This window comes from Collinsella aerofaciens (assembly GCF_039758815.1).
Lineage (GTDB): Bacteria > Actinomycetota > Coriobacteriia > Coriobacteriales > Coriobacteriaceae > Collinsella > Collinsella aerofaciens_BP.
The window spans coordinates 19,726-34,512 of record NZ_JBDMSK010000003.1 but is presented as its reverse complement, the minus strand read 5'-3'; the positions used below and the strand labels follow the sequence as shown (position 1 = coordinate 34,512).

At 59.7% G+C, this 14,787-nt stretch carries 11 protein-coding genes; 6 read left to right on the top strand and 5 right to left on the bottom strand.

Annotation, left to right across the window (positions count from 1 at the left end; genetic code table 11):
- Positions 1-148: 148 nt before the first annotated feature.
- A complete protein-coding gene (locus ABHT90_RS03200) occupies positions 149-1,576 on the bottom strand; it encodes a PTS transporter subunit EIIC (protein WP_346981585.1) in 1,428 nt (475 codons plus the stop codon).
- A gap of 490 nt (positions 1,577-2,066) precedes the next feature.
- Here ABHT90_RS03200 and ABHT90_RS03195 point away from each other — a divergent pair, with 490 nt between their 5' ends.
- Together ABHT90_RS03195 and ABHT90_RS03190 are read left to right on the top strand one after the other, a co-directional pair.
- Complete coding sequence (locus ABHT90_RS03195; RefSeq protein ID WP_161160612.1) at positions 2,067-3,404, top strand: prolyl oligopeptidase family serine peptidase; 1,338 nt, start codon at positions 2,067-2,069, stop codon at positions 3,402-3,404.
- A gap of 266 nt (positions 3,405-3,670) precedes the next feature.
- On the top strand, positions 3,671-5,182 hold the full coding sequence (locus ABHT90_RS03190) for a nucleoside hydrolase-like domain-containing protein (RefSeq protein ID WP_346981583.1): 1,512 nt from the start codon (positions 3,671-3,673) through the stop codon (positions 5,180-5,182).
- Positions 5,183-5,365: 183 nt separating this feature from the next.
- On the opposite strand, the gene ABHT90_RS03185 is transcribed toward ABHT90_RS03190, so the two are convergent.
- From ABHT90_RS03185 to ABHT90_RS03170, 4 genes are all read right to left on the bottom strand, one after another.
- Positions 5,366-6,277: an AEC family transporter gene (locus tag ABHT90_RS03185; RefSeq protein ID WP_346981582.1), complete on the bottom strand. Its 912-nt coding sequence runs from the start codon at positions 6,275-6,277 to the stop codon at positions 5,366-5,368.
- A gap of 8 nt (positions 6,278-6,285) precedes the next feature.
- Positions 6,286-7,503, bottom strand: a complete 1,218-nt coding sequence (locus ABHT90_RS03180; protein WP_346981580.1) for a hypothetical protein — start codon at positions 7,501-7,503, stop codon at positions 6,286-6,288.
- Between the two features lie 76 nt (positions 7,504-7,579).
- Positions 7,580-9,004, bottom strand: a complete 1,425-nt coding sequence (locus ABHT90_RS03175) for a PTS transporter subunit EIIC (RefSeq protein WP_346981579.1) — start codon at positions 9,002-9,004, stop codon at positions 7,580-7,582.
- Positions 9,005-9,162: 158 nt separating this feature from the next.
- A complete protein-coding gene (locus tag ABHT90_RS03170; protein ID WP_346981577.1) occupies positions 9,163-10,005 on the bottom strand; it encodes a PRD domain-containing protein in 843 nt (280 codons plus the stop codon).
- Positions 10,006-10,393: 388 nt separating this feature from the next.
- On the opposite strand from ABHT90_RS03170, the gene ABHT90_RS03165 reads away from it, so the two are divergent.
- The 4 genes from ABHT90_RS03165 (at position 10,394) to ABHT90_RS03150 (ending at position 14,709) form a co-directional block, all read left to right on the top strand.
- Positions 10,394-11,131, top strand: a complete 738-nt coding sequence (locus ABHT90_RS03165; RefSeq protein ID WP_346981576.1) for a DUF4428 domain-containing protein — start codon at positions 10,394-10,396, stop codon at positions 11,129-11,131.
- 24 nt (positions 11,132-11,155) lie between these two features.
- Complete coding sequence (locus ABHT90_RS03160; protein WP_346981575.1) at positions 11,156-12,478, top strand: hypothetical protein; 1,323 nt, start codon at positions 11,156-11,158, stop codon at positions 12,476-12,478.
- Between the two features lie 48 nt (positions 12,479-12,526).
- Entirely contained in the window at positions 12,527-13,768 is a 1,242-nt protein-coding gene (locus tag ABHT90_RS03155; RefSeq protein WP_346981574.1) for an SPFH domain-containing protein, read from the top strand.
- A 98-nt stretch (positions 13,769-13,866) separates the two neighbouring features.
- A complete protein-coding gene (locus tag ABHT90_RS03150) occupies positions 13,867-14,709 on the top strand; it encodes a hypothetical protein (protein WP_195247060.1) in 843 nt (280 codons plus the stop codon).
- The last annotated feature ends 78 nt before the right edge of the window (positions 14,710-14,787 follow it).

The following is a 14,787-nucleotide window of genomic DNA, read 5'->3' as shown; positions in this document are numbered from 1 at the left end:
GCGCGAAAGCCCCTGGCGCTTAGCAAGCCCCGGCGAGCAGACGCCACGCGCCCCAATCAGTCTACCTTGTAAGAAGGGCCCCGCCGGGCTTGCGCCTGACGGGGCCCTGTCGTGTAGGTAAGGTCATAGACGACCGAATGGCTTGGCCTTAGGCCTCCATCTCGGCGAGCTCCTCCTTGGAGAAGCCAGTGGCAAAGACGACGGCAGCGGCGATGACAAAGGAGATCGCCATACCGACGATAGCCCAGACGGTGTTCATCTGGCCACCCTGCAGGTAGTTGGTGAAGACCAGGAAGTTGGAGGCACCGCCGGCCAGGTAGTAGGTAACACCCATGAGGCCGGAGAACACAGCGCCGATGGCACCGCCGATGAACATACCGAGCATGGTGCGACGGAAGCGCATGAGGATACCGAAGAGTGCGGGCTCGGTGACGCCGCCGGCGATGGCGGAGATGACGTAACCCAGGGCAAGACCCTTCTCGTCGGGGTTCCTCATCTTGAGGAAGGCACCGAAGGCGCAGCCCCAGACAGCGGCCATAGCGCAGTTGGTGGAAACGAAGACGAAGGGATCGTAGCCGGCGGCGATGATCTGAACCTGAGCGAGCAGGATGACGGGCATGTGCATGCCGCAGACCACGAAGAGCTGCCAGAAGGCGCCGAGGATGGCCATGACGATCAGGATACCGATGCCGCCAAGGTCGGCAAGACCAAAGAGGGCGTTGGCGATGAGGCTGCCGATCTCGTTGCCGATCGGTGCAAGGACGATGAAGGCGATGGGGATGGTAACGATCATGGTGCAGAACGGCGTGAAGACCGTGGACAGCACGTCGGGCATGACCTTCTTAAAGAACTTCTCGACAAAGTACAGGACGGGCACCGAGAGGATGATCGGCAGGACGGACTGCTGGTAGTTGGCAGCGGCGATCTGGATGCCGTAGACGGAGATGATTCCGCCACCCTCCTGAGTCGCGACACTCACGACGGACGGGGCCATGAGAGCGCCGCCGAGGAGCATGCCCAGAACCGGAGAGGCGCCGAGCTTCTTAGCAGCGGCATAGCCCAGATAGATGGGGATAAAGGTAAACGTGGCCTCGTACAGGGTGGTGTAGAGGAACGTGTAGGTCGGATCGGTATCGGAGAGAACGCCGAGCATGGTGGGACCAAGGACCGCAGCGATGGTGCGGAACAGACCGCCGGCCATGAGCAGCGGAATCAGCTGGGTCATGGAGCCCGACAGATAGTCGAGGATGATATTGGGCAGGTTCTTGAGCTCGAACTTCTCCTTAGGAGCGTCGAGGTTCTCGTCGACCGCGGCACCCTGCTTGACGCCGGACATGGCGACGAACTCGGCGAGCACCTTGGGCACGTTCTGGCCGATGATGACCTGGAGCTGGCTGCCGGCGAACTGGCAACCCAGTACACCCTTGACCTTCTTGATCTTCTCCACGTCGGCCTTGTTGTTGTCCTTGAGCGTCAGACGCAGGCGCGTCATGCAGTTGGTGGCGACGGAAACATTCTCCGCACCGCCCACGAGCTCGAGGACATCGGTGGCAATCTGCTTGTTATCTACTGCCATGGGACCCCTCCCCATATCATCGTGTGCCTACTCGTTTGGGCGTAGGCACGCCTTTGGCTCGGCGACTATAACCCCTTACGGCCACCGAACCCTTGGATACGCTGTCGTAAACAATGTGTTTACTGAACGTTTACGGGCTTTAGTTTACACGGAACGTCTAATTTGTGGCAATTTTGCCGTCTGTAGTCCGGTGAACGGTAGGAAATCGGGGGTGAACGTACTTGAACGGTAAGGGATTGTCTATTTGACGCTCTGCTGCTAAATGCCTATTTACGTGGTCTTTTAATTTGGTAAACACCTCTATTCTTTGTTGACCCATAAACAAAAGCCCTGCTAAATGGTGATAAACGAATGTTTAGTAATTTGTTGAGTGTTCATTTTGACCGTTTACCGAGTTCATCTGCCTGTTCTGTAGCTCTGCATTAAACTAAACATGTTTAAGTTGTATTGCCGCTGATGTTTACCACTCGCGGCGCAGAGGAGGCAGCTCATGGAACTCAAATCGTGCACCTACGCAACCGTCACCACGCTGGGAGACTTTGGCCCCTGGATCAGCAAAGTCGTGCTCGACCTGCCGTGCACCGTTCACGCCAACGATATCGATGCGCGCACCTTCCATATATATGTAGAGCGCCATGAACGCACGGGCGAGATCCTGATGCGCAAAGAGCGCGGCGCCGACCACGCCGCACCTTCCGTAGGCTATGTCGACGTCCTCGCCGCCTATCCGTGCGATGAGTGCGGACGCAAGCTCGCCTTTGGCACCCATGTGGCGCTCGAGATCGCCGAGCAGCGCCTGACCAAGAAGATCGAGGGCAGCGTGATGGGCTCGCGCTTGCTCGACGACCAGCTGCGCATCACGCAGCTCGCGGCCCTTCCCGGCAATGACGGTGACGATCCAACCTGCGGCCTGGTCTTTGACACCTGCCGCGGCGACATCTGTCCCGCGCTCAAGGGCTGGAGCAATGCCACGCAAAAGACCGCCGTCAACGGCATCGCGCTCGAGTACGGCTTCTTTGAGCCCAGCTTTAAGGCCGAGGACTCCGCCTGCTTCAACCCCTTCGCGCCCGAAACGACAGTCGTGCCCCAGAAGGCCCCGCTCGTGGTGTACCTGCACGGCGCTGGCGAGGGCAAGGGCGCTACGCAAGGCGAGGGCGCCACGCGCGCTTATATCGGCAACCGCGTGACGGCCATCAGCCAGGCGCAGATCCAACGCTACTTTGGCGGCTTTGCCTGGGTTCTCGTGCCGCAGTCGCCCACGTTTTGGATGGACAACAGCACTGAGCAGCTCGGCCACTCCAACCAGAGCATCTACTCCCCCGTCATTAAGGCGCTCATCGACGAGTTTGTCGCCGAGCATGCCGACCGCATCGACACCGACCGTATCGTGGTCGCCGGCCTTTCCAACGGCGGCTTTATGACGCTGCGCCTGTGCGCCGACTACCCCGATTTCTTCGCGGCGGGCCTTCCCTGCTGCGCGCCGTGGTACAACGCCACGGACGAGGACGTGACCGCCCTTGCCAAGACGCCGCTGTGGTTTACGCACTCCAAGGGCGATGAGCTCGTGATCCCGCAGGAGACCGTGCTGCCGCTCACGGCTCGCCTGCGCGCTGTCGGCGCCAACGTGCACCTCACGTACTTTAGCCATGTCGAGGACCTGACCGGGCGCTACCGCGAGGCCGACGGCTCGCCCAAGAAGACGTTCAACCATGGCGTGTGGATCCACCAATTCAACGACCTGTGTTATCAAGACTTCGACGGGGGTAACGTACTCATCGACGGCGAGCCGGTGGGCTGCTGGGAGTGGTCGGCCAGAGTTTCGAGGTAACCATCCCATCGGGGGCCCTGACCTTTAGTTTTGTAAACGTCCTCGCGCCTGAGCCCCGCTTATCCTGCTCCTTCGGAGCATCGGATAAGCGGGGCCCGCGCTGCGGAATGTTTACAAAACTAAAGGTCAGGGCCCCCTAAGTTAACGTTGTTCGAAACGCTGGCCGGGCGCTTCCGGCAGCACGCCGGGTCGGTGGCGGTGAGGGCGTGGGTCCCGTCTTGCCTTGCGCGTAACTGGCTAAATTGATTTTGATTGGAGCTGTTCCTATGTCCCAGAAGTTGACTCGGGTGATTGTTACTACTGATATGGAAGTCGATGATATGAACTCGCTCGTTCATTTGGCTCTGTATCTTAACTTGCTTGATGTGCAGGCTGTGGTGTATACGGCTTCGCAGTATCACTTTCTTGGGGATGGCGTCCATACGCTCGGCGAGGTGAATCCGCATTGGCGGACTAAAGGGCGTCGCTCTTATGAGTGGGATGTTGTGCCCCATGAACCTGATCCCACGGCTGGGGAGCTTCGTGAGTATCGGCCGTTTCCTGAGCATTGGATTGAGAGTCTCTGGAGCAACGAGTACGCCCAGGCTTGGCCTCAGTTGCAGGCCAATGCGGCCGCTGCCGGCGAGCCGCCATTTCCCACGCCGGCTCAGATGATTGAGCGTACGTTTGTGGGTAATGTTGCCTTTGAGGGCGATGTGTGTGAGGAGACTGAGGGTTCGCGCGCAATTGCTCAGGCAATCTTGGACGATGACCCGCGCACGCTTTGGCTGCTCAGTTGGGGCGGTATGAATACGATCGTTCGTGCGCTCATGAGTATTGCTGAGCGCTATCGCGATACGCCCGAGTGGCCTTCCGTGCAGCAGCATGTCTATCAGAAGGTGCGCGTGATGGGCGTTGCCGATGGCGTGGGGCAGGACAATTCTTGGCTCGACCATGGGCGTGAGCTCTTCCCCGATCTCATCTTTTGGTGTGTGCCCTATATGTATGGCGGCTATGTCGATGCCAAGATGGCTCAGCCCGATACGCTGCCGCTCTTTCAGGCTCCCTGGCCCGAGCAAAATCTCACGCAGGGCAACGGTCCCCTTATGGCGCGCTATATGCTCTATGGCGATGGCAAGGTGTACGAAAACGAGCCCGAGAGGTTCCAGTTTGGCAAGCATGCCCGCTTGGATTGGGGCTTAGAAGGCATGCCCGCGATGCAATTTGAGCGCGGCGATTTTATGGCCGAGGGAGACTCGATGACCTATATTCCGCTGCTGCCGTTTGGCCTGCGCGGCATCGATAACCGCGACTTTGACACGTTGCTCGGCCGCATGTTCCTTGACGGGCATCCCGACTCAGATGCGCCTGCCGGTTTTGCTGCCATAGGTACGCCGGTGGACGGCAACCCCAACCCCTATCTGCGCGCCTACCAGGAAGACTTCGCCGCTCGCGCGCAGTGGTGCGCCCATGAGCCCGCGGCCTGCTCGCATCCGGCGTATGTTGCCGAGGTCACGGGCGACATGAGCGCCGCGGCCGGCGAGCGCGTTGCTCTTGCAGCGACCATCGTCGACCCCGATGGCAGGGGCTTCGATGCTCATTGGAATGTCACCATGGGACCGTCGCGCTATGCAGGCGCTCAAGATCTGTCGCTATGGCAGGAATGCGCGACGGACGCCACGTTCACCGTACCCGCCGACGCGCAGCCCGGTGACCGCTTCGTGCTCACCCTCAGCGTTAAAACCCGCGCCGAGCGCCCCTGCACCCGCTACGCCCAGGTCGCCATCGCGGTATTGTAAGCATTCCGTTACTGCGGCTTTCTTTACCACGCAGCCTAAAAACAGCGATGACAACCACGGCGTAGCCGCGTGCACCCCCTCAGCGCAACGTCCGCCGGACGCCCTGGCTGTGAAATGATGTATCGGCATCCATCGCCAAAACGATATTCACGTCAGAGACTCGTGCTCGAGGGGGCAGCAGGCCTAGCCGAGAAACACCGTCGCAACCGCCATCACCACGGGCATGGTGACGAGTGAGGCAAGGGTGCTCAGGCACACGCAGCCGCTAGCATAGGTGTAGTCGCTATCATTCTGCCGCGCGAAAATCGCTACGTTCGTCCCGACCGGGGCAGCCGCCGCAAGCAATAGAGACAGCTTGAGATCGGTCCCGCCCGGAGCAAACGCAAGAAGTGCGACGCTCAGGAGCGGGACAACGAGCAGCCGTTCCATCGCCACCGAATACAAGTTCCCTGTAGAGAGCAGCATCCGCAAATCGCTCTCCGCGAGGTAACAGCCGAGAACTATCATCGCCAGCGGCGAGTTGAGCGCCGCCACGTCGTCTAGGACCGTACCGACCAGAGCCGGTAGGGGCATTGCCATGCCGTAGAGCGCAAGGCCCGCAACCATTGCGATGAGCATGGGGCTCAGCAGTATGGAACGAATATCGGGTCGATTGCGCGCGCCCGAGAGCAGCCTCTGCCCATATGTCCACTGCAGCACGTTGAGCAACGCGATAAACGGTGCGATGAAAAACACTGATCCATCGCCGAGTACAGCGCGGGCAAGTGGAATGCCTATGAAGCCCGCATTGGAAAAGGCGACTGAGAAATCGCCCACGGGATGTCGAACCTGCAATGCACGGCCGACCGCCATCGCCAATGCGAGCAACACCACCGAGATGGCGAACGACTGGACGAGCTCCCCGCCTCGCCCATCGCCCGCCGCCGTCCAAAACGAGCGCACGACCACGGCAGGCAGGACGGCATTGACGAGGAGCTTTCCCAAATCCCCAGATGATTCAGCACCGAGAATGCCACCTCGACGCAGTAGATATCCTATCGCCATGAGGGCAAACATGACGATAACCTGTTGGAAGAGCGCAACTGCAATCTGCATCGTTCCACCTAAAGTGCCGCATGCACGGCATCTATAACGCGCTCGACAAAGCGATCGGCCTGCCCGCGTGCCGTGCGCGCATTCATAGTCTCGAAGTACTTGCCATAGTCTTCCTCGGGGACCAGGTAGTTGCAATAGGTGTTGGCATACCCGATAACGATAACCTCACGCCCGGAGAAAGCGTGCTTAATCTTAAGGCCGAGCGCGCTGCAGGTGTCGCACGGCATCGTGACGACAACCAGGTCGCCCATAACGGCATAGCGCGATATCAGCGTCATCTCAATAGGGCTAATCTGCCGCTTGAAAGCAACGCGCTCGATAATGAACTTATTCCAAGGAACGTCCGGATCGGTTTGCGCCCTCTCCAAGGCAGAAGCGCAATCGGCATCGATGCGCGCGTCATATACCACCGGCATGCGGATCTCTCCGCTCACCGGCAAATCGAGATCAATCGCGACAGGCGTGAGCTTCGCGACAATCTGCCCGGCCAGCTCCTCGGCCGTACGCTCGAGCTCCGGAACTCCGGAACCCTGGCGGTAGAACCTTGTGGACACGTCTCCGCATATGCCGTTGGCACAGACAACGGACACGCCCCACGCGTCCTCTAGACGCATGCGCGCTTGCCCGATCAAGTCCGCGGAGAGCATGAGGTTGCTTCCGCTGAGGATGGTCGGGTGCGTCGATATATTAAGCAACTTGCCCAAAACCTTGCCGTCGTCGCCGGTGAACGTCAGCACGGTGCAAGACTTATCAGCCAGTCCGCCCTCGATATTGCGGTTGCCGTAGAGACCCTCGACCTCCATACGTTCCATCGTGCACACCGCAGGCCGTAAATCCGCCACGGCATCAATGCAGAGCCGCGTCGTACGGTCGAGCAGCCGCTCGGTCAGCCCCCCCTCCGCCGGGGTCTCCTCAAAGGCGAGCTTGAAGAATGCCGGGGCCGAGTGAGTATGAATCGCACAAGCGACGATGTTCGCGCAAGGAACGGCGCAGGCCTCCGCGACGCGCGCCTGGAGACGCCGGGCAAACTCCTCGGACACCATGATCGAATCGAGCACAGCGAGGACAAACGGCACGCCGCCCACCTCAGCCGCGACAACGTTCACTTCAATGGGGTCAAGCACTCCCTCGGAAAGTTTTTTTCGGTTATATCCGCCCATGCGGCACGGGCGATTGGGGGTGACGTCGGCGCGCGCAAACGCGACCCTCAACGATTGGCTCCCCATGATTCCTCCTCGTTAAAAGAGGCCACCCGTCCCAAGGCGGGCGGCCGAGATAGCCCCTATCTTATGGACGACAGCTCTACTGGCGCTCGAAAACCGGGCCGTTCTCGAGCTCGTCCTCGGTGAAGCCAAAAAGCATCACGAGCACGAAAGCCGTAACAAACGTAACCGCAGCGACGCCGACCGCGCACATGAAGTTCATCGGATCCTCGCTGATATAGGACACGATGCCGAGGAACGTCGAGTTGCTGGGCATGTAGAGCGTCACATGAAGCATGGCGCCAAGGATGCCGGCGATGAAACTCATGACGAACTGGATCTTGAAGAGCCTGCGATATCGGAGCATGAGGCCATAGATGCCCGGCTCTCCGACGCCGCCCACGAAGTTAGCGATAAAGTAGCTGAACGCGTTGCTCTTTTCCTGCTTGTCGCGCAGCTTGATGGCCGATGCGAGCCAGATGGCATAGATGCCCCAGACGCGAAGGTTCGTGGCGACGAGGATGAAGGAATCGGAACCGACAGCCATGAGGTTGGCGAAAGCGAGCATCACGATAGGCCCATGCATACCGGTAATGATGATGGGCAGCCACAGGGCGGAGAGGACACCGGCCGCGAGAATCGTCGCGACACCGCCGGCGTTACCGGCCGCATTGAGCACCGCGGCAATCGCCGTGCCGCACCACTGACCGATCGGGCCAAAGAGACAAAGAGCAAGCGGCGTGGCAACGACCATGGTGAGAAGCGGGGTGAACACTGTGGCCAAGGCCTCAGGAACATACTTGCGGAAGAACTTCTCAATCACGCTCATGCCCGCAACGGACAGCAGGATGGGAAGCACGGTCTGGGAATACACCTCAGGCATGCAGGGAATGCCAAACACTGAGAACGATGCCCCGTCTTTTGCGAGCTGCATAAACGTGGGCTCGATCAGGATGCCGCCCAGCAGCGCACCGAGCATCGGTGTGACGCCGATCTGTCTGGCCGCGCTGTAGCCGAGATAGATCGGCATGAAGTAGAACGACGCGTTGTAGACCATGGTAAGGAACACGTAGAGGTCGCTCGTGTCGGAGATGACGTTGAGCATCGTCGGCCCCAGGATGCAGGCGAAGCACTTGAACAGGCCGCCCGCCATAAAGGCTGGGATAAGTGGGACCATCGAGCCGGAAAGATAGTTGAGGACTTTCTGTCCCACCAGTTTGGGCGTCAGCTTCTCCTGGGGTGTATCGAGGTTCTCGTTGATTGCCGCGCGCTTGGTGAAGCCGCCCATATTGCAGACCTCGTCATAGACCTTGGGCACGTTCTGCCCAACGATCACCTGGTACTGCCCGCCGGATTCCTGAACTCCGATAACGCCTCTAATCTTTTTGACCTTGGCGGTATCGGGAATCCCCAAATCCTTGAGCGTAAAGCGCAGACGTGTCATGCAGTGCGTAACGCTCGTGACGTTTTCCTTGCCGCCGACGGCTGCTAGCACGTCCTCGGCAATCTGCTTGTTGTCGGCCATAAAGACCTCCCTTTTTCTACTGGCGAGGCTTGCCCCGCCTAGTGCACGAGGCACCGAGTCAAACCCGTCGCCCGGTTGCCGCGAGGATAGGGGTTGGGGTCTCGCTGCAGCCTCAGGCCGGTTTACCTGCGACGATAACCGTCGTCGCCACGGTATCGCTACGCCCGCGGGCGTGAGATCCGCATGATATGCATAAGCACGTAGAGCTTCTCAGAGTCGGTGATCTCCTCATCGAACTCAGCACGAATCAAATCTACCGTACTGTCTAGGCAAGCAGCGCCGATTTTGGACTGCGAGCGAACAACGCCGTAGAGCTCGGAGCCATCGGTACTCATGGGCTCACCCTTGCGAATGCGGCCGAGGAGATAATGAATATGCGTGGCGAACCGCGCAAACTCAAAGCCCTTGCGGTCAACCTCGATACCATATTCATCCTCGATAATCCTGGTGATTCTATCGACGATCTCGTTGTCCTTCTCCGCCTGCGCAACGGTGTCATCTTCATTCGCGGGCGTGAGAGAGGCATTGAGCAGGGCCATCGCAATGCCGACCGCCTCGCTCTTAGGCAGATCGACCATGAGTTTGCGTGAAATTTGCTCAACGGCGTATTCGCCCAGTCTGTACTCAGCGGAATACATTTGCGCCACATCGTAGGCGAGCGGCATCCGAATATCGATGCCTTTCTTGGCGCGTTGAATAGCAAAGGTGATGTGGTCGGCGAGGGCAAGTACGGCATTGGGGCTCAGCTCGTAGGGCAGCTCAAAGTCAGCAGCCTCGATAATGTCGGCAGAGAGCGCCAAAACAGGAGGATTAAGCTCCTCAAGCAACGCCAGATAATGCTCGTCAACATTGTAAAAGGTGCGCTCGATAACAGAGAGCTTGAGGTCGCCCGTCTCCTTGTCGATGGCAAAGGCGATTCCCTTGCCGAAGGCGACAACGCTTCGCCCCTTGGAGTCGATGCACATCACGGCGTTGTTGTTGATTCGTTTGACGACTTTCATAGACTCCCCTCGCAGCTTCTGCACGGCATGATACCGTGGATAATGTGAGCTGCTCGATCATGCCTCACGGGGAGTCGCACTCAAGCGTGCTTACGCATGCTTTATTTAAACACCCACGCCCCGCACGCTCGAGTTGAAATCAGTTTTAACCCTGAGCGGTCAAATTACTCGGTAAACGGCGGATTGCTTATCGCCTAAACGCACCGCTCCATGTTCAACAAAGACTGTCCCCCACGACTAGTCGTTTAAGAACGTCCCCAATGACTAGTCAAAAATGGGCCATGTGTCCCAGTTGTGGAGACCTCTTGAGCCGTCTGGGTATCGTGAAAGATCGTGCGCTCCCCCATCATCAAAAGTGACACACGCTACCTGTTGATGGGAGGCAGCCATGGGCTTCTTTGACAAGATGTTCGAGAAGAAAGAGTGCGCGATTTGCGGTACCGAGCTGGGACTTCTAGGTAAGACCAAGATCAACGAAGGCTACCTGTGCAAAGAATGCGTCGGCAAGCTCTCTCCCTTCTTTGGCGGTTATCGCTCTAGCACCGCGGACGACATTCGCGAGCAGCTCGCCTATCGCGAGGCTAACGCCGAGCGCCTGGCATCGTTCAACCCCACGCGCACGCTCTCGGCCGGGCGCACCAATATTATGCTCGACGAGGACGCGGGCCTGCTGATCATTACCTCGCAGACGCGCTGGCGCGACGCCAATCCCGACATCATCGAGTTCTCGCAGGTACTCGGCTGCGATATGGATATCGACGAGCATCGCACCGAGATCTATCGCGAGACCAAGGACGGCGAGCGCGAGAGCTACAACCCGCCGCGCTACGACCTGGATTACGACTTTAATCTGACCATCCACGTCAACACGCCGTACTTTACCGAGATCAACCTGCGCGTGAACGACTCCACCATCGATCAGCGCGGCTCCATCGAATACCGCGAGGCCAAGCGCCAGGCAACCGAGGTCCGCGACGCGCTGGTGCAGCTGCGTCAGGAAACGCGCGACAGCGTCGTGGCCGCTAAGGCCCCCAAGACCGCGGTCACCTGCCCCTTCTGCGGAGCCACCACCATTCCCGATGCCAGTGGGCGCTGCGAATACTGCGGCGGCGCCATCGGCGCATAGCCTCCGGCACGGAAAGGACCGATCATGGCCTTCGAGAGTGTCAACTATCAGTGCCCCGCGTGTGGCGGCCCCCTTCACTTTGCCAGTGCCGAGCAAAAGCTCGTCTGTGACTACTGCGACTCGCGTTTTGAAGTCGAAGAAGTCGAGGCCCTCTATCGCGAGCGCCAGGACAAGGCCGATGCCAAAGCCGATGCCGCAGCCGCGGCCCCCAAGCCTGCTGTCGACGATGCCGTGCAGGAGCTGGCTCAAAACGCCGGCTACATCTGCTCGTCGTGCGGTGCCGAGCTGGTCTCGGACGGCACCGTCGCCGTTACCACCTGTCCATACTGCGGCAACTCCGCCGTGGCACCCGGCCAGCTCTCGGGCGACTTCTCACCCGACCTGGTAATTCCGTTTAAGCTCGGGCGCGACGACGTTATGGCCGCACTCAAGGAGCACTACAAGGGCAAAATCCTGCTACCCAAAAGCTTTGTCACCGGCAACCATATCGACGAAGTCCAAGGCGTTTACGTGCCGTTTTGGCTTTACGGTGCCCACGTGGACGGCGAAGTGCACTTTGATGCGACCAACGAGACCGTGACTGAGGAATCCGACCGCACCGTCACGACCACCGACCACTACGACGCCTACCGCAAGGGAAACATCTCGTTTAAGCGCGTGCCCGTCGACGGATCCTCCAAGATGCCCGACGGCCACATGGACGCCATCGAGCCGTTTGACTACGACGCGCTGCGCCCGTTCTCGGTCGCCTATATGCCCGGCTACATCGCCAACCGCTATGACGAGGATTGCGAAACCTGCAAAGCGCGCGCCGAGCGTCGTATGGAAGAGAGCACGATCTCGGCCCTGCGCGAGACCGTCGTCGACGAATATGACGATGCCACGGTCGAAAGCAAGCAGCTCGACTACACCTGGGAAGACAGCGACTACGCCCTGTTCCCCGTCTGGATGCTCTCCACCTCGTGGAACGGCAAGAGCTACCTGTTTGCCATGAACGGCCAGACCGGTCGCATGGTCGGCGAGCTCCCCTGCTCCAAGCCCAAGCTCGCCATCGCCTCGGTGCTGTTCTTTGTGATCGGGTTTGTCCTCTCCCAGATTCTCTTTATGGGTGGGAATGCCTTCGATCCGGACTACCTCACCTTTGATGTCGAGGGCATCCTCATCAACATCGTCGCGCCGTTGATCATCGTGATTATCGGAGACGTGCTACTGGTAGGCCAGCTCAAGACGGCCAACGAAGCAACCCATGCCGATGAGTATTGTGGCGAGCTCGACCTGACCGAGAAGCACGACACCTTCAGCCACACCGAGACCACCGTTGTCATGAAAGACGACAAGGACGACTAAGCAATCCGACCAATACCACCCAGCCTTTGACGAGAAAGGAAGATCACCATGGGACTCTTGAAAGCTGGATTGGGAGCTGCCGGCGGCGTCATGGCCGACCAGTGGAAGGAATTTATCTACTGCGAATCGATGCCTGCTGACGTCTTGGCCTGCAAGGGCAGCAAACGTACCGGTGGCCGCAGCTCCAACACGCGCGGCGAGGACAACGTCATCTCCAACGGCTCGGTCATCGCCGTCAACGACGGACAAGGCATGCTCGTGGTGCAAAACGGCAAGATCATCGAAGTCGCGCTGGAGCCCGGTGAGTTCGTCTTCGACACCGGCAGCGAGCCGAGCGTCTTTAGCGGCAACCTGGGCGATTCCATCAAGGAGACCTTCGCCAATATCGGCAGCCGTTTTACCTTTGGCGGCGATGCAGGCAAGGACCAGCGCGTCTACTTCATCAACACCAAGGAGATCATCGGCAACAAGTACGGCACCGCCTCGCCCGTGCCCTTCCGCGTGGTCGATAACAACATTGGCCTGGACGTCGACATCTCCGTGCGCTGCAACGGCGAGTATTCGTACCGCATCACCAATCCGCTGCTGTTCTACACCAACGTGTGCGGCAACGTGACCGATAGCTACACGCGCGATAAGATCGACAGTCAGCTTAAGTCCGAGCTGCTCACCGCCCTGCAGCCCGCCTTTGCCAAGATCTCGGAGATGGGTATCCGCTACAGCGCCATCCCCGGCCACACCACCGAGCTCGCCCGCGCGCTCAACGAGGTCCTCTCTGCCGACTGGCGTGACCTGCGCGGCGTCGAGATCGTGAGCTTTGGCGTCAACTCCATCGCCGCCTCGCAAGAAGACGAGCAGATGATCAAGGACCTGCAGAAGGCCGCGGTCATGCGCGATCCCACCATGGCGGCAGCCAACATTGCCAGCGCCCAGAGCGATGCGATGCGCGCGGCAGCCGCCAACCCCAACGGCGCGATGGCAGGCTTTATGGGCATGGGCATGGCAGGTGGCATGGGCGGCATGAACGCCAGCCAGCTGTTCGCCGCCGGCCAGGCACAGCAGCAGGCCGCTCCGCAGCCGGCTCCGGCTCCCGCCCCCGCACCGGCTCCCACCGCCGCACCGGCTCCCACCGCCGCACCTGCGGCCGGCGCATGGACCTGCAGCTGCGGCGCCACCAACACCGGCAAGTTCTGCTCCGAGTGCGGCAGTCCCGCACCCGCCCCGGCACCGGCCAAGTGGTTCTGCCCCAACTGCGGCAGCGAAAACGGCGGCAAGTTCTGCAGCAACTGAGGAACGCCTAGGCCCTAGCCCCTCTATCTGGTAATTGGCGGGGGGTCCGCCACCCCCGCATTTGCTTCTATGGGTTTCGTTCGATAAAGGAGGACACCATGAAGACAACGTTCAAAAAGTCCGTGCTCGCATTTCTGACATGCGTCCTGGCGCTCGCCTTTGCCCTGACGGGCTGCAGCGGCGGCGGCAAAGACCCCAAGGCCAACTTCGTCGGCAGCTGGCAGTACTCGGGTGGAACCTTCGATGGCGAAGAGCTCACCGATGAGTACATGGACATGCTCAAGGAGTGGGGCGTCAACTGCATCCTGATCCTCGATGAGGACGGCACGGGCACCCTTGACTTGTTCCTTGAGGTCGACGACCTGAAATGGGAGGCCAAGGACGCCACCACCGTAACGATCACCGCCGAAGACGAGTCATACGACCTGAAGCTCAAGGACGACAAGCTCGTCCTGGAGGTGGAAGGCGACAAGCTCATCTTCACCAAGTCCGACAAGGATCTGTCCGGTACGGTGAAGAAGGATCGCGAGAACGTCGAGAAGGAAGAGGAGATCGATGAGGCCGTCGAAGACGACGATGTCCAGAGCGTCGAAATCTCCCCCGCCGTCACCGTCGCCGATGACGATCTGTGCACCATCACCATCACCGAGAAGTTCAAGGACGACTGGGGCGACATCGGCTTTGTCGTCAACATCACCAACAAGAGCGACAAGGACCTGACCTTCTACGCTCCTTCCGGCAAGACCAACGTCAACGGCACCATGAAGGAACCCTGGTTCTCGGCTCACCTGATGCCCGGCACCAACGCCACCGAGGAATTCACGTTCTCGAACGGCGAGCTTGACAGCCTTGACGACCTGGTCAACACGACCATCGGCATCGACGCCTATCTGACCGATTCCTACGAGGACGTCGCCTCTTACACCGCAACCATCGCGTAACGGCACGTAACATCAGCCGCGGATTGGCGGACACATCCGCGCACTTGCCAGGCGGGGCCGCAGGAGTTAATCCTGCGA